Origin of the sequence: Rhizobium aethiopicum, from assembly GCF_014197535.1 — a bacterium.
Taxonomy (GTDB): domain Bacteria; phylum Pseudomonadota; class Alphaproteobacteria; order Rhizobiales; family Rhizobiaceae; genus Rhizobium; species Rhizobium aethiopicum_A.
Genome location: NZ_JACIFV010000003.1, coordinates 340303 through 358949 on the forward strand (window position 1 = coordinate 340303; position 18647 = coordinate 358949).

19 protein-coding genes and 1 pseudogene are annotated in these 18647 nt (G+C 61.9%); 17 read left to right on the forward strand and 3 right to left on the reverse strand.

What is annotated here, in order from left to right; all coding sequences use genetic code 11:
* Positions 1 to 20 precede the first annotated feature (20 nt).
* From odhB to GGD53_RS07125, 7 genes and pseudogenes are all read left to right on the forward strand, one after another.
* Positions 21 to 1274, forward strand: coding sequence for a 2-oxoglutarate dehydrogenase complex dihydrolipoyllysine-residue succinyltransferase (gene odhB / locus GGD53_RS07095; protein WP_184454794.1), 1254 nt, complete (start codon positions 21 to 23; stop codon positions 1272 to 1274).
* A 12-nt stretch (positions 1275 to 1286) separates the two neighbouring features.
* Complete coding sequence (locus GGD53_RS07100) at positions 1287 to 2036, forward strand: DUF4241 domain-containing protein (protein ID WP_184454795.1); 750 nt, start codon at positions 1287 to 1289, stop codon at positions 2034 to 2036.
* On the forward strand, positions 2033 to 2563 hold the full coding sequence (locus tag GGD53_RS07105) for a hypothetical protein (RefSeq protein ID WP_184454796.1): 531 nt from the start codon (positions 2033 to 2035) through the stop codon (positions 2561 to 2563). Before GGD53_RS07100 ends, GGD53_RS07105 begins: the two co-directional genes overlap by 4 nt.
* Entirely contained in the window at positions 2560 to 3312 is a 753-nt protein-coding gene (locus GGD53_RS07110) for an SDR family oxidoreductase (RefSeq protein ID WP_184454797.1), read from the forward strand. Before GGD53_RS07105 ends, GGD53_RS07110 begins: the two co-directional genes overlap by 4 nt.
* A gap of 120 nt (positions 3313 to 3432) precedes the next feature.
* A pseudogene (locus GGD53_RS32355) lies at positions 3433 to 3582 on the forward strand (LysE family translocator); the annotation flags it as partial.
* 26 nt (positions 3583 to 3608) lie between these two features.
* Positions 3609 to 5015, forward strand: coding sequence for a dihydrolipoyl dehydrogenase (lpdA, locus tag GGD53_RS07120; protein WP_184454799.1), 1407 nt, complete (start codon positions 3609 to 3611; stop codon positions 5013 to 5015).
* Positions 5016 to 5117: 102 nt separating this feature from the next.
* Positions 5118 to 5618, forward strand: a complete 501-nt coding sequence (locus tag GGD53_RS07125) for a cytochrome b (protein ID WP_184454800.1) — start codon at positions 5118 to 5120, stop codon at positions 5616 to 5618.
* Between the two features lie 11 nt (positions 5619 to 5629).
* Here the strand turns inward: GGD53_RS07125 and GGD53_RS07130 are convergent, their stop codons facing one another.
* Entirely contained in the window at positions 5630 to 6706 is a 1077-nt protein-coding gene (locus GGD53_RS07130; protein ID WP_184454850.1) for a TraB/GumN family protein, read from the reverse strand.
* A gap of 178 nt (positions 6707 to 6884) precedes the next feature.
* Positions 6885 to 7820: a tyrosine-type recombinase/integrase gene (locus GGD53_RS07135; protein ID WP_184454801.1), complete on the reverse strand. Its 936-nt coding sequence runs from the start codon at positions 7818 to 7820 to the stop codon at positions 6885 to 6887.
* A 139-nt stretch (positions 7821 to 7959) separates the two neighbouring features.
* On the opposite strand from GGD53_RS07135, the gene GGD53_RS07140 reads away from it, so the two are divergent.
* Together GGD53_RS07140 and GGD53_RS07145 are read left to right on the forward strand one after the other, a co-directional pair.
* The gene (locus tag GGD53_RS07140) at positions 7960 to 8910 is read left to right on the forward strand and encodes a GNAT family N-acetyltransferase (protein WP_184454802.1); all 951 of its coding nucleotides are present in this window, start codon (positions 7960 to 7962) and stop codon (positions 8908 to 8910) included.
* Between the two features lie 4 nt (positions 8911 to 8914).
* Entirely contained in the window at positions 8915 to 9355 is a 441-nt protein-coding gene (locus GGD53_RS07145; protein ID WP_184454803.1) for a GNAT family N-acetyltransferase, read from the forward strand.
* A 17-nt stretch (positions 9356 to 9372) separates the two neighbouring features.
* Here GGD53_RS07145 and GGD53_RS07150 read toward each other — a convergent pair whose 3' ends face one another.
* The gene (locus GGD53_RS07150) at positions 9373 to 10305 is read right to left on the reverse strand and encodes a dihydrodipicolinate synthase family protein (protein WP_184454804.1); all 933 of its coding nucleotides are present in this window, start codon (positions 10303 to 10305) and stop codon (positions 9373 to 9375) included.
* A gap of 181 nt (positions 10306 to 10486) precedes the next feature.
* Between GGD53_RS07150 and GGD53_RS07155 the strand changes: the two genes are divergently transcribed.
* From GGD53_RS07155 to GGD53_RS07190, 8 genes are all read left to right on the forward strand, one after another.
* Positions 10487 to 12703: a primosomal protein N' gene (locus GGD53_RS07155; protein WP_184454805.1), complete on the forward strand. Its 2217-nt coding sequence runs from the start codon at positions 10487 to 10489 to the stop codon at positions 12701 to 12703.
* Between the two features lie 78 nt (positions 12704 to 12781).
* A complete protein-coding gene (locus GGD53_RS07160; RefSeq protein WP_184454806.1) occupies positions 12782 to 13171 on the forward strand; it encodes a DUF4345 domain-containing protein in 390 nt (129 codons plus the stop codon).
* A 255-nt stretch (positions 13172 to 13426) separates the two neighbouring features.
* A complete protein-coding gene (locus GGD53_RS07165; RefSeq protein WP_184454851.1) occupies positions 13427 to 13993 on the forward strand; it encodes a F0F1 ATP synthase subunit delta in 567 nt (188 codons plus the stop codon).
* A complete protein-coding gene (gene atpA / locus GGD53_RS07170; protein WP_064683772.1) occupies positions 13993 to 15522 on the forward strand; it encodes a F0F1 ATP synthase subunit alpha in 1530 nt (509 codons plus the stop codon). Before GGD53_RS07165 ends, atpA begins: the two co-directional genes overlap by 1 nt.
* A 28-nt stretch (positions 15523 to 15550) precedes the next feature.
* Positions 15551 to 16435, forward strand: coding sequence for a F0F1 ATP synthase subunit gamma (locus tag GGD53_RS07175; protein ID WP_184454807.1), 885 nt, complete (start codon positions 15551 to 15553; stop codon positions 16433 to 16435).
* 22 nt (positions 16436 to 16457) lie between these two features.
* A complete protein-coding gene (gene atpD / locus GGD53_RS07180; protein ID WP_184454808.1) occupies positions 16458 to 17885 on the forward strand; it encodes a F0F1 ATP synthase subunit beta in 1428 nt (475 codons plus the stop codon).
* Positions 17885 to 18124 (forward strand): hypothetical protein, encoded by a 240-nt coding sequence (locus GGD53_RS07185; protein ID WP_064696517.1) that lies wholly within the window; start codon positions 17885 to 17887, stop codon positions 18122 to 18124. Before atpD ends, GGD53_RS07185 begins: the two co-directional genes overlap by 1 nt.
* The gene (locus GGD53_RS07190) at positions 18124 to 18528 is read left to right on the forward strand and encodes a F0F1 ATP synthase subunit epsilon (protein ID WP_088390872.1); all 405 of its coding nucleotides are present in this window, start codon (positions 18124 to 18126) and stop codon (positions 18526 to 18528) included. The genes GGD53_RS07185 and GGD53_RS07190 overlap by 1 nt, the downstream gene beginning before the upstream one ends.
* Positions 18529 to 18647: the final 119 nt, after the last annotated feature.

Genomic DNA, 18647 nt, shown 5'->3' on the forward strand with positions numbered 1-18647 from the left:
ACGAAATCAGGATTTGAACAATGGCCACAGAAATCCGCGTTCCAACTCTCGGTGAATCCGTCAGCGAGGCAACCGTCGGCACCTGGTTCAAGAAGGTCGGCGACGCCATCAAGGCCGACGAGCCGATTCTGGAGCTTGAAACCGATAAGGTGACCATCGAAGTTCCCGCGCCCGTCTCCGGCACGCTGTCGGAAATCGTCGCCGCCGCCGGCGAGACCGTCGGTCTCGGTGCGCTGCTCGGCCAGATCGCCGAAGGTGCCGGTGCTGCCGCCCCGGCTGCTGCCGCACCGGCCGCCGCTCCCGCTCAGCCGGCCCCGGCTGCCGCGGCCCAGCCGGCTGCTGCTGCCGCTGCATCGTCGTCGAGCGCTTCCGTCTCCACCATGCCGCCGGCACCAGCGGCTGCGAAGATGCTGGCTGAAAGCAATCTTTCCGCCGATCAGGTCGACGGCAGCGGCAAACGCGGCCAGGTGCTGAAGGGCGATGTCATCGCCGCCGTCGCCAAGGGCATTTCCACCCCCGCCGCGGCACCCGCCGCTCCAGCCGCCGCGCGCGGCCCGTCGACGGTCGAGGATGCCTCGCGCGAAGAGCGCGTGAAGATGACGCGCCTGCGCCAGACGATCGCCAAGCGCCTCAAGGACGCGCAGAACACCGCCGCCATGCTGACCACCTATAACGAGGTGGACATGAAGGCAGTCATGGACCTGCGCAACAAGTACAAGGACATTTTCGAGAAGAAGCACGGCGTCAAGCTCGGCTTCATGGGCTTCTTCACCAAAGCGGTGACGCATGCGCTGAAGGAACTGCCGGCAGTCAATGCCGAGATCGACGGCACCGACATCATCTACAAGAACTACTGCCATGTCGGCATGGCCGTCGGCACCGACAAGGGTCTTGTCGTTCCTGTTATCCGCGACGCCGACCAGATGTCGATCGCCGAAATCGAGAAGGAACTTGGCCGTCTTGCCAAGGCGGCCCGTGACGGCTCGCTTGCTATGGCCGACATGCAGGGCGGCACCTTCACCATCACCAATGGCGGTGTCTACGGTTCGCTGATGTCTTCGCCGATCCTCAACGCGCCGCAGTCCGGCATTCTCGGCATGCACAAGATCCAGGAGCGGCCGGTTGCGATCGGCGGCCAGGTGGTCATCCGTCCGATGATGTATCTGGCGCTGTCCTACGATCACCGCATCGTCGACGGCAAGGAAGCGGTCACTTTCCTCGTGCGCGTCAAGGAAAGCCTCGAAGATCCGGAACGTCTGGTTCTCGATCTCTAAGGGAGCATTTCGATGCGGAACCGGATCATGCAAGCAGCGCGCCTTCTTCTTTGCGCTGCCGCCGCGCATGCCCCGGTCCCCGCATCGGCCGCCGGCTGGGATGTCGGCAAGGCCAGCAGCAATTTCGAACTGGTGGCGCTTGATGATGCCGAACTCTCCAGCCGGTCGATCGATGTGGTCCATATGGGCGATGTCGAGCTGACCTCCGGGCGCATCGTCGCCGCTGATCCGCTTGCCCAGCCGGATCGTCCGGCGCTGGCAAGAACGGTGGCGCCGGGCGACTATCCGGTGACGCTCTACCGCGCCTTCGGGCGCATCGCGGCGGCGAGCATGCGGGTTGCCGAGGGCAAGCCCGATCACTGGGAGTTAGCCGTCCTTCCCGGGCAGGACCCGGCGATGCTGAAGGACGACGAGATCTTCGGCTATCCCGTCGATGCCGGCGTCGGCTGTTACATGGATGCCAATACGCTTGATCTGATCGATGAGCGTGAAGCGCAGGTCCAGGCGCAGAAGCCGGACGCCGACATCAATTATTACGACGACGTGCTGGCTTCGGAGCTCGATGCCAACAAGAACCACTATGCGCTGCACCGGCCGATTGCCGGCAAGAAGGGTAATGTCGCCGTGTTCTGGAGTGGCTGGGGCGACGGTGTCTATCCTGTCTTCTGGGGCCTCGACAAGGACGGCCGTCCATTGGTGCTGTTGACGGATTTTGGTGTGATCGAGAATTCCGACGGACGGCGAGAGCCGAAGGTGCAATGAGCGGGACGATCGGGATCATGGCAGGACGGAGAGGTGCGGCTGCGATTGCAGCTGCCGCGGTTTTCGCCATTCCGGTTGTTGCGTTCGCCGCCGACTGCAAACAAGAGCAGGCCGTCTACGTCGATCGTGACGGCGCCTATGAACTGCGTTTTACGCCGCTGAATTCTCCCTCGGCTGCCGCCAGCAACCAGTTCAAGGTCAATGCGCTCAAGACATCCGTCGTCATGGAAGGCTACGTGATGCCATCGGAAGATCCGGTGCGGGCGATCGGCGTCCTGATGTTCAACTGCCCGGAGGGAGACGCGACCGGCGCCGACCTCGATGCATGCACCATCTGGCAGGGCGCCGTCTACAGTATGAATGCCAAGGGCGAGATGGACAATCTGCAGCCGGAGGGTGCGGCGGCGGCCGAAAAGATCGTGCTTCCCGGCCTTGGTCCCGCCATTCGTGAATCGAGCGCCTGGGGCGAGGGCAAGGTTTCGGTGGCGCCCTGGGATGTGCTGACTTTCAAGGAGTGTGCGACATGAGTGATGCACCTGTTGTTCTCGTAACCGGCGGAAGCCGAGGTATTGGCGCCGCGGTCTGCCGGCTCGCCGCGCGCCAGGGCTGGCGCGTCGCCGTGAATTACGCCTCCAGCCGACAGGCGGCGGAGGCTGTCGTTGCGGCGATCACTGAGGCCGGCGGCGAGGCCGTGGCGATCCAGGGCGATGTCGGCACGGCTGCCGATATCGTCGCGATGTTTGCCGCGGTCGATCGCCATTTCGGCCGGCTCGACGGGCTGGTCAACAATGCCGGCATTGTCGATTATCCCCAGAGGGTCGACGAGATGGCGATCGAGCGGATCGAAAGGATGCTGCGCGTCAATGTGACCGGCTCCATTCTGTGCGCGGGAGAGGCCGTTCGCCGCATGTCGAGCCGTTACAGTGGGCGGGGCGGGGCGATCGTCAACGTTTCGTCGATGGCGGCAATCCTCGGCTCGGCGACGCAGTATGTCGATTATGCGGCCTCGAAGGCGGCGATCGATACCTTCACCATCGGGCTCGCGCGTGAGGTCGCAGCGGAGGGTATTCGTGTGAATGCCGTCAGACCCGGCATCATCGAAACCGATCTTCATGCTTCGGGCGGGCTGCCGGACCGGGCGCGCGAAATGGCGCCGTCGGTGCCGATGCAGCGTCCAGGCACCGCCGAGGAGGTGGCGGACGCTATCCTCTATCTTCTTTCTCCTTCCGCCTCCTATGTCACGGGCGCGATCCTCAATGTGAGCGGCGGCCGCTAGAAGGACGGGGCAAAACACAGCATGCAGTATATTCTCGAATTCCTCGGCCTGATGGCCGTCTTCTCGATCTTCCTCGTCGTGTCGGGCGCCGATTTCGCCGCCATCATGACCCGCCTCGGCATGGGCTGGTTTGCCGGCGTCTCCTATTTCTTCACGGTCAAGACGATCCGTGACCGCTTCATTGCCAGCGGCAAATGGTTCAACCGCATTACCGGAGCGGCACTCGTCGCCTTCGGCTTCCGCCTGGCGCTATCGCGCGCAGCCGACTAAACGAAAAATTCAAAGGGAAAGAAGCAATGTCTTATGATGTGATCATTATCGGAACCGGCCCGGGCGGCTACGTCTGCGCGGTCAAGGCAGCCCAGCTCGGCCTCAAGGTCGCCGTCGTCGAAAAGCGCGCGACCTATGGCGGCACCTGCCTGAACGTCGGCTGCATTCCGTCGAAGGCGCTGCTGCATGCTTCCGAAATGTTCCATCAGGCCGGCCACGGATTAAGCGCGCTTGGCATCGACGTGCCGGCGCCGACGCTCAACCTCGGCAATATGATGGCTCATAAGGATGCGACGGTGAAGTCGAACGTCGACGGCGTCGCCTTCCTGTTCAAGAAGAACAAGATCGACGCTTTCCAAGGTACCGGCAAGGTCGTTTCGGCCGGCAGGGTTTCCGTCACCGCCGAGGATGGGACGGCGCAGGAAATCGAAGGCAAGAACATCGTCATCGCCACCGGCTCCGACGTCGCCGGCATTCCCGGCGTGCAGGTCGAAATCGATGAAAAGACCATCATCTCGTCGACAGGCGGCATTGCGTTGGAAAAGGTGCCGGAAACGCTGATCGTCGTCGGCGGCGGCGTCATCGGCCTCGAACTCGGCTCGGTGTGGTCGCGCCTCGGCGCCAAGGTCACCGTCGTCGAATATCTCGACACCATTCTCGGCGGCATGGACGGCGAGGTCTCCAAGCAGTTCCAGCGCATGCTCGCCAAGCAGGGCATCGATTTCAACCTCAGCGCCAAGGTCACCGGCGTCGAGAAGGGCGGCAAGGGCGCCAAGGTCACGTTCGAGCCGGTCAAGGGCGGTGACGCGGTGACGCTCGACGCTGAAGTCGTGCTGATCGCCACCGGCCGCAAGCCCTACACCGCAGGCCTCGGCCTGGAAGAGGCAGGCGTGGCCCTCGACAATCGCGGCCGCGTCGAGATCGACGGACACTTCAAGACCAATGTCGCCGGCATCTATGCGATCGGTGACGTGGTGAAGGGTCCGATGCTGGCGCACAAGGCGGAAGACGAGGGTGTGGCGCTCGCCGAAATCCTCGCCGGTCAGCATGGCCACGTCAATTATGAGGTCATTCCGAGCGTCGTCTACACCCAGCCGGAAATCGCTTCGGTCGGCAAGACCGAGGACGAGCTGAAGGCGGCGGGCGTTGCATACAAAGTCGGCAAGTTCCCGTTCACGGCAAACGGCCGCGCCCGCGCGATGCTGGCGACCGACGGCTTCGTCAAGATCCTCGCGGACAAGGAGACGGACCGCGTGCTCGGCGGCCATATCGTCGGCTTCGGCGCTGGCGAGATGATCCACGAGATCGCCGTGCTGATGGAATTCGGCGGCTCGTCGGAAGATCTCGGCCGGACCTGCCATGCACATCCGACGATGTCCGAAGCGGTCAAGGAGGCTGCACTCGCGACCTTCTTCAAGCCGATCCATATGTAATCTTACATCTTCGTAATGAAGCGCGCAGCCGCTTGCCGAGAGGCAAGCGGCTGTTTTAGTTGTCTCATATCGCAGAGTTCGAGCATCCGGGGGAGATCAGGAATGCAGCAGCCGTCCATCCTGAGTTACAGTCTCAGCCAACGTTTCCTCCACTGGGCGGTGGCGTTGCTGATCTTCTTCAATCTGCGGTTTCCCGACGGGATGAATATCTGGCACCATCTCGTTCGCAGGGGCGAGGTGCCGACGCCCGAGCAGATTGCCTCGGCGAATATTCATGCCTATGTCGGCATCGCCATTCTGCTGCTTGCCGTCCTCAGGCTCTGCCTGCGTTTTATGCAGGGTGTGCCGCCCGAAGTTTCGCAGGAGCCGGCGATCTTTCGTCTCGGGGCAAAGTCCGCCCATGCCGGGCTTTATATCCTGCTCTTCGCGCTGCCGCTTTCCGGCATCGCCGCTTACTATTTCGGCATCAATCCCGCCGGCTTCGTTCACGCGGATGTCTTGAAGGTCATTCTTTGGGGGCTGATCGCTGCCCACGTCGCAGGCGCGCTCGTCCATCAGTTCTATTGGAAAAGCAATGTGCTGCGCCGCATGACCCTCGGCTGACGAAAACGAGTTCAGTTCACGGCGGTGACGGTGAAGCCCTGCTTGCGCAGTAATTCGATGACGCCGTCCTTGCCGGGCAGATGCAGGGCGCCGACGGCCATGAAGACGTTGCCGCCGTCGAGAATGGGGGCGGCGCGTTCCGCCATCACCCTGTTTCGATCGAGGATGACCCGCTGTTCGAAGGTGGCATAGTCGCTGCTTTCGCCTTCGTTCTCCGGTGTCACTGTCTTCAGCATCGGCATGGTCATGCCGATATCGCCGGAGAGGTAGAGATCGGTCATCGTTTCGACGACATCATTCATCTTGGCTCCGAGTTCCAGCGTCTCGATCAGCGACTTCATATGGAATTCGACCGGCAGATCGGCCATGGCCTGGATCTGCTCCGCAAGGGTTTCCAGCCCCTTGACCTCTTTGCCTTCGGCAACGGCGTCGCTGGCGATTTTCTGGTCGAGAAACTGCACGCCTCTGGCCTTGCGGGCGAGTTCGCAGACCGGAAGGGCGACGGCGCTGGAGATCATCCATGGCCGCATGCGGGAGACGGCGCTGAGCGGGATGCCGCGCTGCTTGAGGCCGGCTTCCAGGCGCTTGTAGTCCTCGGCAGAGAGCAGCTTATCGATCGTCGTGCCGTCGGTGAACATCGTCAGTTCCGGCCGTGCGAGCAGGGCGGCGGTCGCCTTGCGCTCATCGAGGATCTCGTCGGATTCGATGATGATCGTCTTGGCTGCGTCGTGGGCCGCCTGGGCGCGCGGCGGCAGGGCAAGCACGCGGGGATCGGTCACATGCATGCTGCCAAGCAGCCATGAGGGGGCAAGTCCGGGCTTTTCGATCTTCCAGAAGATGCCCTTGCCGTTCGGCGTTGCCTCGGCTTCCTTGACCGCCGCAGCATATCGGGCGGGGTCGCTCTGCTGCAAGTCGACTATGAGATTGCGGCCGGTGCAGGCTGTGTCTTCGGCCGCCGCCGGCCTTGCGGCGAGGAGGGCGACAAACAGAGCCGCAACAAGCAGCATGTGGAAGGCTGCAATCAGCCAGAGCAGCAGATTGCCCGGTGCTGCGAGGAAAAAAACCCGGCGGTTGATCGAAGTCGTCATCATGGTGTTCCCCACATGCCCTATCGCTTCTGCTCTACGCTCGGCTTGCGCATAATCCTTTAAGAGATTGCGTTAACGAAAACTTAGCGCATCGCTTCAGGCGGATTCATGGGCGCTAAGCTTGTCGACAATATGGGATGCCGTCGTCACAAGCGCTGCGCGTTTTGGACGACATCCATCAAGCGCGCGGATGGGCTCGATCATACACCTCAAGCAACCGCGATGCATCGACGCCGGTATAGACCTGTGTTGTCGAAAGGCTGGCGTGGCCGAGCAGTTCCTGGATGGTGCGCAGATCGCCGCCGCCGGCAAGCAGATGGGTGGCGAAAGAGTGACGGAGCGCATGCGGCGTCGCCGTCTCCGGCAGGCCGAAGGCGCCGCGGAGCTTCTGCATGGCCCGCTGGATGATCGCCGCCTGCAGCTTGCCGCCGCGGGCACCGCGAAACAGCGGCTCACCGCTTTCGAGATGATAGGGGCAGAGCGCGCGATATTTCTCGACCGCATCGAAAACAACGGGCAGAAGCGGCACCAGCCGTGTCTTGTTGCCCTTGCCGGTGATGCGCAATGTCGTCGCGCCCTTTTGCAGGTCGGCGGGAACGAGAGCCAGCGCTTCGGAAATGCGCAGGCCGCAGCCGTAGAGCAGGGTCATGACAGCCGCATCGCGCGCGGCGATCCAGGGTTCGTCATGCAGTTGGGCTTCATCGCTGACGATGGTGATCGCCTGCGTGTCCGACAGCGGTTTGGGCAGCGACTTCGGCTGTTTCGGCGAACGGATCGCGCCGGCGCCGGCGGCATTGACCAGGCCCTTCTTTTCCAGGTGACGCAACAGCGAACGAAGGCCGGCGAGATTGCGGCCGAGCGAACGGGCGCCGGAGCCTTGCCTGCGCCGAGCAGCCAGGAAGGCGCGGAAATCGGCGGGGCGCAATTCCCTGATATCGCCGAGCGTTGCCGGGCCGGCGAGATGAACGGTCAGGAAGGTCAGAAACTGGCGGGTGTCGCGCTCATAGGCATCGAGCGTATGCTCGGAAAGACGGCGTTCACGAGCGAGGTTTTCGAGCCACGCAGCGCGTTCCGCCATCAGGCGCGGGTCGGCGATTACAAGCAGTTCATTCACGTTGCTGGCCTTGAATTTGCCTTTAAGTCCGCCAATTTGAAGCAGGAACGGTTATGGAATTGCTAATGCCGGCCAAGCCTTTGTCATCCTTCGATCATATTGTACTGCGATAGCTTACAGCCCATAGACAGGATCTTTCATGGCACGGCGCGATTCCATGACGGCTTTCGGACAACTCGCGGAAGCGATCGCTCTTGTTTCGCAGGGAAAGCCCGGTCACATCGTCGATACGCTGATTGCCGAACGCGGCCAAAGGATCGTGAAACATCCGCTTTGGCCGATCATGCGACCGTTCCTCTACACGCTTCTGCGCTACAACAAGGCGATCGAATTCGCCAATGCGGTTGCCAACATGCCGGGTTTCCAGTCGTTCGAATATCTGAGCGACGTGTTGAAGCTCGACATCGGCGTCGCCAACGGCGAACGCATTCCTGAGAGCGGCGGCTTCATCCTCGTCAGCAATCACCCCACAGGCATTGCCGATGGGGTTGCCGTATTCGACCTGCTGAAAACGCGCCGGCCCGATATGATGTTCTTTGCCAATCGCGATGCGATCCGCGTCAATCCGCGTTTTGCTGAAATGGTCATCCCCGTCGAATGGCGGGAGGAGCACAAGAGCAAGCTCAAGGCGCGCGAGACGCTGCAATTGACGAACCACGCAGTGCGGGAAGGCAAGGCCACCGTGCTCTTTCCATCGGGCCGCATCGCCTATTGGGCCAATGGCCGGCTCAATGAGCGCCCATGGAAAACGTCGGCGGTTGGGCTGGCGCGCAAATACAATCTGCCGATTCTTCCGGTCCACATGACGGCCCGCAATTCCGGCCTTTTTTATTGGCTGGCGAAGTGGTCGACGGAGCTGCGCGACATGACGGTTTTCCACGAACTCTTGAACAAGCGCGGCGACCGTTTCGATTTCGTGATCGGCAGTCTCATTCCCGCCGAACATCTCGATGGCGATGTCAACGAGGTGACGAAGGCGCTGGAGAAACATACGGTCCACGACATGGCCCGCGATGGGGACGCGACCTTCGTGCCGGTCGCCGGGCCGGCTGCGGCGATGCCGCGCGAGATGTCGGTTCTGGCCGTCTAGAACCGTGACGATCGACATTCGCATCTTCCGTGATCGTTTGCCGGAGGCGATGACGGGACTTGCGCACGACGCCCGGCAGGAAGGCCATCTCCATATAGGCCGGCTTATCGATGAGTGGGCAGCAGGCGACATCCGCTTCGCGCGTGACGGCGAAAGGCTGCTCGGCGCCTTTGCCGGCGAAACACTCGTTGGTGTTGGTGGCATGACCATCGAACCCGCCATGCCGGAAGCGTTGCGGATGCGGCGTTTCTACGTTCGCCCGGCGATGCGCGGTCGCGGCGTCGGCCGGATGCTTGCTCTGGCACTTCTGGATCACGCGCGACGCTTCTGCCGTTGTGTCACCGTGCATGCGGGAAACGACGGTGCGGCGAAATTTTGGGAGTCGCTCGAGTTTCGTCCCCTTGACCAGGATGGCTATACCCATGTTCTCGATCTGCGCGGTTGAGGCGAGATCGCACACCATCATGCGCCGATCTCCTGGAGGCGGACGGCCTGGCGGGCCAAAAGCCGCTCGACATCGGCAATGTCGAGCGCTGAAAGTCTAGGCCCCGGCTTGCGCAAGGCGGGGGACTTGATGACGCCGCGCTTGGCAAGCACGTATTTGCGGCAGGCAAGACCGATGCCTTGCTGCTGTTCATAGCGGGCGAGCGGCAGATAGGCATCGAAGATTTCGTGGGCGCGCTCGGGATTGCCGGCACTATAGGCTTCGACGACGCCGACCATCATCTCGGGATAGCAGAAGCCGGTCATAGCGCCATCGGCTCCGCGGCCCATCTCCTCCGGCAGAAAAAGCCCGCCATTGCCGCAGAGGATGGAGATGCGCCGCATACCGCCCTTGTCGCTGGCTGCGCGAAGCGCGGTGATTTTCGACAGGCCCGGCCAATCCTCGTGTTTGAGCATGACGCAATTGGGCACGTCCCTGACGATGCGCTCGATGACCGCGGGTGCGATCGTCACATTGGTGGTGAGCGGGTAGTCCTGCAGCACGAAGGGCGTATCACCCAGAGTTTCACCAACCGACTGGTAGAAGGCGAAGACCTGATCGTCGGTCCTGATGGTCCAGGGCGGCGCAACCATGACGCCGGCGGCACCTTCGCCCATGACGGCCTTGGCGAGCTCACTCATCGGGGCAAGTCCGGGCGCCGACACGCCGACGACCACCGGCAGGCGCCCGTCAAGGCGCTTCAGCACACGCTCGACCACGCGCCGCGATTCCTCAGCAGTCAGCTTCGGGGCCTCGCCGAGCTGGCCGAGCACCGTCAGGCCGGTGACGCCGGCGCCTTCATAGAAATCGACCATGCTGTCGATGCTTTCGAGATCGAGCGCGCCGTCGTCGGCGAAGGGAGTTACCGCGATAACGTAGACGCCTTTGGCATTCTCGGTCAGTCTGGCCATTCAGTCTCCGATTCAGCTGTCGAACAAATCTTCCGGCAATCTTGGCGGCCAATTGCTTGCCCCGCAACCTTTTCGTCAAGGCGCGGTCCGTCTTGGCGAGTCGTTATCCACGTTGTCGCTCGACGAACCATCGCGTCTTTGCGGTTCCAATTCCATCGATTTGCGGGCATGGTCTCGCGCGATGAGCATAGATTCGTCCGATCTCTTTGGCGCGCTTTTCGAAGCACCGCCCGTGAACCGAACGGTTCCGGTGCTGGTGCCGATGCCGGCGCCGAAACCCTATTCCTACTCGGTGCCTGAGGGCATGGCGATCGAGCCCGGCTCGGTCGTGCAGGTGCCACTCGGGCCGCGGCAGGTGATCGGCGTCGTCTGGGACGGCGGCGAAGATGGCGTTGATCCGAAGAAGCTGCGGCCGATCAGCCATGTCTTCGATTGCCCGCCGCTTTCCAAGGAGATGCGCGATTTCATCGATTGGGTGGCGAGCTACACGCTCTCCCCGCCCGGTCTCGTTGCGCGCATGGCGCTCAGGGCGCCGAACGCCTTCGAGCCGGAGCCGATGGTGGAGGGGCTGAAATTCGTCGGCGGCGAACCTGAGCGGATGACACCGGCGCGTGCGCGCGTGCTCGCGGCCGCTTCCGACGGCCTGTCCTGGACGCGCAGCGGTCTGGCGCATGCGGCCGGCGTTTCGACGAGCGTCGTCGATGGGCTGATCACGCTCGGCATTTTCGAAACGGTGTTCCTGCCGCCGCCGCCTGTTGTGGCGATGCCGGATCCCGATTTTGCCGCCGCGCGCCTCGAAGGGCCGCAGAAAGAGGCGGCCGTGGAAATCGTCTCCGACGTCTGCCGGGGCGAATTTTCGGTGTCGCTGATCGACGGCGTGACCGGCTCCGGCAAAACGGAAGTTTATTTCGAGGCGATCGCCGAGACGCTGAAACGCGGCAAGCAGGTGCTGATCCTGCTGCCGGAGATCGCGCTGACGGCCAGTTTCCTGGAGCGTTTTCAGGACCGCTTCGGGGCAAAGCCGGCCGAATGGCATTCCGATCTCGCCCCGCGCATGCGCGAAAAGGTCTGGCGCCAGGCGGTGACCGGCGAGGTGCGCGTCGTCGCCGGCGCCCGCTCGGCGCTCTTCCTGCCTTTCGAGGATCTCGGCCTCATCATCGTCGACGAGGAGCATGATCCCGCTTACAAGCAGGAGGATCGCGTCTTCTATAATGCTCGCGACATGGCCGTCGTGCGCGGCCGCATCGGCGATTTTCCCGTCATCCTGGTCTCTGCGACGCCGTCGGTCGAAAGCCAGGTCAACGGGCAGAACGGCCGCTACAGCACCGTCCACCTGCCCACGCGGTTCGGCGACGCGGCGCTGCCGGACCTGCATCTCATCGATATGCGCAGGCACGCGCCGGAGCGGGGCGGCTTCCTGTCGCCGGTGCTGATCCGGGCGATCGGCAAGACCGTGGAGAGGCGCGAACAGGCGCTGCTCTTTCTCAATCGGCGCGGTTATGCGCCGCTGACGCTCTGCCGGGTCTGCGGTCACCGCTTCCAATGCCCGCAATGTTCGAGCTGGCTGGTCGAGCATCGCTTCCGCAAGCAACTGCAATGCCATCAATGCGGCCATGCCGAGCGCACGCCCGAAGCATGCCCGGAATGCGGGACGCTCGATCATCTGGTCGCCTGCGGCCCCGGCGTCGAGCGCATCGCCGAAGAGGTGGAGCGACATTTCCCCGAGGCGCGGACGATCGTTCTCTCCTCGGACATGATGGGCGGGGTGAAGCGGCTGCGGCTGGAGCTTGATGCGATTGCCAAGGGTGAGGCCGATATCGTCATCGGCACACAGCTCGTCGCCAAGGGTCATAATTTTCCGCTGATGACGCTGGTCGGCATTGTCGACGCCGATCTCGGCCTTGCCAATGGCGATCCGCGTGCGGCCGAGCGCACCTTTCAGCTTCTGTCGCAGGTGACGGGGCGCGCGGGGCGCTCCGGCCTCAAGAGCCATGGGCTGCTGCAGACTTACCAGCCGCAGCATCCGGTCATGCAGGCTATTGTTTCCGCTGATTCCGATGCTTTTTACGAGCGCGAAATCACCGAGCGCGAACGCGCGGCATTGCCACCCTTCGGCCGGCTCGCCTCGATCATCGTTTCGGCCGAAACGCGCCATGACGCCGAGAATCATGCGCGCGGCATGCGCAACGCAGCACCCCAGGTCTCCGGCATCTCGGTGCTCGGCCCGGCGGAAGCGCCGCTTGCCCTGGTGCGCGGCCGCCATCGCTTCCGCCTTTTAGTCCACGGACGGCGCAACTCCGACATGCAGGGGTTTTTGCGGGCGATGCTGTCGCAGTCGCCGAAGGAGCGCGGATCGGTGCAGGTGCAGCTCGACATCGATCCCCAGAGTTTTCTTTAAAATAGTACACCGCCATTTCCTCCTTTTCCGGCCCATGCCATAAAACACCGAATCATCCGGGCGATTTGGGGCTGATGCATGGAATTCTATTTTCCGACCGAACTCGGCGAGCAACTCGCCTTCTGCTCTGCCGCTTTTACGGCGCTGGCTGGCTTCACCATGATGTTTGCGCCAGGCCATGCTTTTCGTCTTCTCGGCCTGCAGGTGCAGGAGGGGCGGTCTGAAGGATATGGCGAGGGACGCTCGATGGGCGGTTTCTATCTCGGCTTCGGACTCGCGGCGATCATGCTTGCCCAGACGACGATCTACATGGCCTTCGGCGCTTGCTTTGCGATGGCTGCCTTTGCGCGGATCATATCGATCCTGTCCGATAAGGGGAGCAATCTGGTCAACTATTTACTTCTGGTTGTGCAGATCGTGCTGGCTGCGCTGCCGCTGCTCTATGTATTCGGCTTCATTCAAACGTGAATTTCACCGCCGGCGGGCCGCCTTCGCGGCCTGTCCGCAAGCCTTTGCGCACTTTTGCGAACAGAAATTCATGCGAAAGGCGTATTCGGACGTTACGCGTGTTGCGAGTCCGAACATCCTATGTTAGACGGACCCCGAATTTCGGAAGAAGCAAGAGGCTTCTCTTGTGATTTCTGGGGGAAATCAAAACGAATTCAAGATCATAGGTTCGGCGCCCGCCGAGAGCCGGATTTTGGATTGAAATCAGGGAAATTTGTGCCAGTGGCAGACACGTCCCAGCTTACTTCTGGTGTTGCCGAGCGCTATGCCTCGTCGCTTTTCGAGCTGGCGCTCGAACAGGGCGTCGTCGACAGCGTAACCGCCGATCTCGACCGTTTCCAGGCGATGCTGGATGAAAGCGCCGAACTGAAGCGCTTCGTCGCGAGCCCGGTTTTCTCCGCCGAGGACCAGCTGAAGGCGATCATCGCCATCAGCGAGAGGGCCGGCATCAGCGGCTTCTTCGCCAATTTCTTGAAGGTCGTGGCGCGCAACCGCCGCCTGTTCGCCCTGCCGGGCATGATCAAGGCCTTCCGCGTCATCGCCGCGAATCACCGCGGTGAAATCTCCGCCGAGGTCACCTCGGCCCATGCTCTGACCGCAGAGCAGGAAAATGAATTGAAGGCGGCGCTGAAGGGCGTCACCGGCAAAGACGTGGCGATTGCCGTCACGGTTGATCCGTCAATTCTTGGTGGTCTGATCGTCAAGGTCGGGTCCCGTCAGATTGATACGTCTCTTCGTACCAAACTCTCTACCCTTAAGCTTGCATTGAAAGAGGTCGGCTGATGGATATCCGCGCCGCGGAAATTTCCGCAATTCTCAAAGACCAGATCAAAAATTTCGGCAAAGAGGCAGAAGTCTCGGAAGTCGGCCAGGTTCTCTCCGTCGGTGACGGTATTGCTCGCGTTTACGGTCTGGACAACGTCCAGGCCGGTGAAATGGTCGAGTTCCCCGGCGGCATCCGCGGCATGGCTCTGAACCTTGAATCTGACAACGTCGGTGTCGTTATTTTCGGCTCCGACCGCGACATCAAGGAAGGCGACACCGTCAAGCGGACCGGCGCCATCGTCGACGTTCCGGTCGGTCCGGAACTGCTCGGCCGCGTCGTCGACGCGCTCGGCAACCCGATCGACGGCAAAGGCCCGATCAACGCGACCCGCCGTTCGCGCGTCGACGTCAAGGCTCCCGGCATCATTCCGCGCAAGTCGGTTCATGAGCCGATGTCGACCGGCCTCAAGGCCATCGACGCCCTCATCCCGGTCGGCCGCGGCCAGCGCGAGCTCGTCATCGGCGACCGCCAGACCGGCAAGACCGCGATCCTGCTTGATGCCTTCCTCAACCAGAAGGCCATCCACGACAACGGTCCGGAAGGCGAGAAGCTTTACTGCGTCTACGTCGCCGTCGGCCAGAAGCGCTCCACCGTTGCCCAGTTCGTCAAGGTTCTCGAAGAGCGCGGCGCACTGAAGTATTCGATCATCGTTGCCGCGACCGCTTCCGACCCGGCGCCGATGCAGTTCCTCGCTCCGTTTGCCGGCTGCGCCATGGGCGAATATTTCCGCGACAACGGCATGCACGCGCTGATCGGTTACGACGACTTGTCGAAGCAGGCCGTATCCTATCGCCAGATGTCGCTGCTGCTGCGCCGTCCGCCGGGCCGCGAAGCCTATCCGGGCGACGTTTTCTACCTGCATTCGCGCCTGCTCGAGCGCGCTGCGAAGATGAACGACGACAAGGGCGCCGGTTCGCTGACCGCTCTGCCGGTTATCGAAACGCAGGGCAACGACGTGTCGGCCTTCATTCCGACCAACGTGATCTCGATCACGGACGGCCAGATCTTCCTCGAAACCGACCTGTTCTATCAGGGTATCCGTCCGGCCGTTAACGTCGGTCTCTCGGTTTCCCGCGTCGGCTCGTCGGCACAGATCAAGGCGATGAAGCAGGTCGCCGGCTCGATCAAGGGCGAACTTGCCCAGTATCGTGAAATGGCCGCCTTCGCCCAGTTTGGTTCTGACCTCGACGCTGCAACGCAGCGCCTCTTGAACCGCGGCGCACGCCTGACCGAACTCCTGAAGCAGCCGCAGTTCTCGCCGCTGAAGACGGAAGAGCAGGTCGCCGTGATCTTCGCCGGCGTCAACGGCTACCTCGACAAGCTGCCGGTCGCTCAGGTCGGCAAGTTCGAACAGGGCCTGTTGTCCTATCTGCGTTCGGAAGGCTCCGCCATCCTCGATGCGATCCGCACGGAAAAGGCTATCAGCGATGACACGAAGGGCAAGCTCGTTGCTGCTCTCGACAGCTTCGCCAAGTCTTTCCAGTAATCGGGCCCTAAGTTAGGACGGATCACGGATGCCTTCACTCAAGGATCTGAAAAACCGGATCGCCTCCGTCAAGGCGACGCAGAAGATCACCAAGGCGATGAAAATGGTCGCCGCGGCGAAGCTTCGGCGTGCGCAGGAGGCGGCCGAGGCCGCACGGCCTTATTCGCAGCGCATGGGTGCGGTTCTGGCGAACATCGCCAAGGCCGTCACCGATGCGGATGGCGCACCGGCGCTGATGACCGGCAGCGGCCAGGACAAGGTCCATCTTCTGGTGGTCTGCACGGCCGAACGCGGTCTCTGCGGCGGCTTCAATTCGCAGATTGCCCGCTTTGCACGCGACCATGTCCGCAAGCTGCTGGCCGAGGGCAAGACGGTGAAGATCTTCACCGTCGGCAAGAAGGGTTACGACATCCTTCGCCGCGAATTTGCGCCGTTGATCATCGAGCGCAAGGAACTGCGCGAAGTCAAGAAGATCGGTTTCGAGAATGCCGACCAGATCGGCAAGCGCATCATCGACATGTTTGCCGCCGGCGAGTTCGACGTCTGCACGCTGTTCTACTCCGAATTCAAGTCGGTCATCTCACAGGTTCCGACCGCGCAGCAACTGATCCCGGCCAAGGCTCCGGAAGCGGTCGCTGAAGATGCCGCTCATGCCGGCGCCGTCTATGAATATGAGCCGGATCCGGCGTCGATCCTCGACGATCTGATCCCGCGCAACATCTCCGTCCAGATCTTCCGCGCGCTTCTTGAGAACGTCGCAGGCGAGATGGGCGCCAAGATGAGCGCTATGGACAATGCCACGCGCAATGCCGGTGAGATGATCAACAAGCTGACGCTGAACTACAACCGTCAGCGTCAGGCTCAGATCACCAAGGAACTGATTGAAATCATTTCGGGCGCGGAAGCGCTCTGAATTAGGGAAAGAGGGTAAGAAAATGGCTGAGGCAGCTACCCGCTCTGTCGGCAAAATCACCCAGGTTATCGGCGCCGTCGTCGACGTTGCTTTCGAAGGCGAACTGCCGGCGATTTTGAACGCGCTTGAAACCGACAACAACGGCAACCGCCTGGTTCTCGAAGTCGCTCAGCATCTGGGCGAAAACGAAGTCCGCACGATCGCGATGGACTCGAGCGAAGGTCTCGTTCGCGGCCAGCAGGTCACCGATACCGGCGCTCCGATCATGGTTCCGGTCGGCAACGAAACGCTCGGCCGCATCATGAACGTCATCGGCGAGCCGGTCGACGAAGCAGGTCCGCTGGTCACCGCGCACAAGCGCGCCATCCACCAGGATGCGCCGGCATATGTCGATCAGTCAACGGAAGCACAGATCCTTGTCACCGGCATCAAGGTCGTCGACCTTCTGGCACCCTATGCGAGGGGCGGCAAGATCGGCCTGTTCGGCGGCGCTGGCGTCGGCAAGACCGTTCTGATCATGGAACTGATCAACAACGTTGCCAAGGCGCACGGTGGTTACTCGGTCTTCGCAGGCGTGGGTGAGCGTACCCGTGAAGGCAACGACCTTTACCATGAAATGATCGAATCGAACGTCAACAAGCATGGCGGCGGCGAAGGCTCCAAGGCCGCGCTGGTTTACGGGCAGATGAACGAACCGCCGGGCGCCCGCGCCCGCGTCGCTCTGACCGGCCTGACCGTCGCTGAACATTTCCGCGATCAGGGCCAGGACGTTCTGTTCTTCGTCGACAACATCTTCCGCTTCACCCAGGCTGGTTCGGAAGTGTCGGCTCTGCTCGGCCGTATTCCTTCGGCCGTGGGCTATCAGCCGACGCTGGCAACCGACATGGGTCAGATGCAGGAACGCATCACGACGACGACGACGGGCTCGATCACCTCGGTCCAGGCGATTTACGTTCCGGCCGACGACTTGACCGACCCGGCACCGGCAACCTCGTTCGCCCACCTGGACGCAACGACGGTTCTGTCGCGCTCCATTGCTGAAAAGGGCATTTATCCGGCCGTCGACCCGCTCGACTCCACCTCGCGCATGCTTGACCCAATGGTCGTCGGCGAAGAGCACTACGAAGTTGCCCGTAAGGTTCAGTCGACGCTGCAGCGCTACAAGGCCCTGCAGGACATCATCGCCATCCTGGGCATGGACGAACTGTCGGAAGAGGACAAGATTGCCGTCGCCCGCGCCCGCAAAATCGAGCGCTTCCTGTCGCAGCCGTTCTTCGTCGCAGAAGTCTTCACCGGTTCGCCGGGCAAGCTGGTTGCTCTCGAAGACACGATCAAGGGCTTCAAGGGTCTCGTCAACGGCGAATACGACAATCTGCCGGAAGCCGCTTTCTACATGGTCGGTTCGATGGACGAAGCTATCGAGAAGGCCAAGAAGCTCGCTGCTGCTTGATGAGCGACGCTCAGGACGAGATATTCTGCTGCGACTCCCTCAAAGGGGTCGTGGCGGAACTTCCGGAACCGGCCGCGCCGACTGTCTATCGTGCCGATAACGGCGTGCTGATGATGGTCGTCGGACTGGTTCAGACCGAGGAGGGCCTCGGATATCTCGACCAGGCCATACTGCACTGCCCGTTCTGCGGGACAAAATTGCAAGATGCAAAAGCCATAGCCGAGAAGGTAAGTCACTGATGGCTGACAATTTCAACTTTGAGCTCGTTTCGCCGGAGCGTCTGCTGCTGTCGGAGATGGTGACCGAGGTCGTCGTTCCCGCGACCGAGGGCGAGATGACCGTCATGGCGAACCACGCGCCGACGATGACGACGATCAAGCCGGGCGTGGTGAGCGTGCGTTCGGCGTCCGGCAAGAAGCAGGACTACGTGGTGTTCGGCGGTTTTGCCGATATTCTGCCGACGGGTTGCACACTGCTGGCCGAATCCGCCGTTCCGGTCGAGGAACTCCATAAGGACGAGCTGACCCGCCGCATCGAGGCTGCCCGCAAGGAGCTCGAACATGCCGAGCTGCACGAGCACAAGTCGAAGCTCGAGCACTTCATCATGGAACTGACGCATCTTCGCGGCATCGTCCAGGATTGATCACACCGACAGCATCACTGAAAGGCGGCCCTCGAAGGCCGCTTTTTTGTTTTTGCCGTCTTCGAGCGAAGAGCGAAGCCACATCATCGAAGAGCTTGAAAGAAAGAGTGGGCGTTCAA

Excerpts from the sequence above, each read along its gene's own strand:
- atpA (WP_064683772.1), top strand. The coding sequence starts at position 13,993 with ATGGATATCCGCGCCGCGGAAATTTCCGCAATTCTCAAAGACCAGATC.
- GGD53_RS07100 (WP_184454795.1), top strand. The coding sequence starts at position 1,287 with ATGCGGAACCGGATCATGCAAGCAGCGCGCCTTCTTCTTTGCGCTGCC.
- odhB (WP_184454794.1), top strand. The coding sequence starts at position 21 with ATGGCCACAGAAATCCGCGTTCCAACTCTCGGTGAATCCGTCAGCGAG.
- GGD53_RS07190 (WP_088390872.1), top strand. The coding sequence starts at position 18,124 with ATGGCTGACAATTTCAACTTTGAGCTCGTTTCGCCGGAGCGTCTGCTG.
- GGD53_RS07155 (WP_184454805.1), top strand. The coding sequence starts at position 10,487 with ATGAGCATAGATTCGTCCGATCTCTTTGGCGCGCTTTTCGAAGCACCG.
- atpD (WP_184454808.1), top strand. The coding sequence starts at position 16,458 with ATGGCTGAGGCAGCTACCCGCTCTGTCGGCAAAATCACCCAGGTTATC.
- GGD53_RS07105 (WP_184454796.1), top strand. The coding sequence starts at position 2,033 with ATGAGCGGGACGATCGGGATCATGGCAGGACGGAGAGGTGCGGCTGCG.
- GGD53_RS07185 (WP_064696517.1), top strand. The coding sequence starts at position 17,885 with ATGAGCGACGCTCAGGACGAGATATTCTGCTGCGACTCCCTCAAAGGG.
- GGD53_RS07160 (WP_184454806.1), top strand. The coding sequence starts at position 12,782 with ATGGAATTCTATTTTCCGACCGAACTCGGCGAGCAACTCGCCTTCTGC.
- GGD53_RS07125 (WP_184454800.1), top strand. The coding sequence starts at position 5,118 with ATGCAGCAGCCGTCCATCCTGAGTTACAGTCTCAGCCAACGTTTCCTC.
- GGD53_RS07140 (WP_184454802.1), top strand. The coding sequence starts at position 7,960 with ATGGCACGGCGCGATTCCATGACGGCTTTCGGACAACTCGCGGAAGCG.
- GGD53_RS07130 (WP_184454850.1), bottom strand. The coding sequence starts at position 6,706 with ATGACGACTTCGATCAACCGCCGGGTTTTTTTCCTCGCAGCACCGGGC.
- GGD53_RS07175 (WP_184454807.1), top strand. The coding sequence starts at position 15,551 with ATGCCTTCACTCAAGGATCTGAAAAACCGGATCGCCTCCGTCAAGGCG.
- GGD53_RS07110 (WP_184454797.1), top strand. The coding sequence starts at position 2,560 with ATGAGTGATGCACCTGTTGTTCTCGTAACCGGCGGAAGCCGAGGTATT.
- GGD53_RS07150 (WP_184454804.1), bottom strand. The coding sequence starts at position 10,305 with ATGGCCAGACTGACCGAGAATGCCAAAGGCGTCTACGTTATCGCGGTA.
- lpdA (WP_184454799.1), top strand. The coding sequence starts at position 3,609 with ATGTCTTATGATGTGATCATTATCGGAACCGGCCCGGGCGGCTACGTC.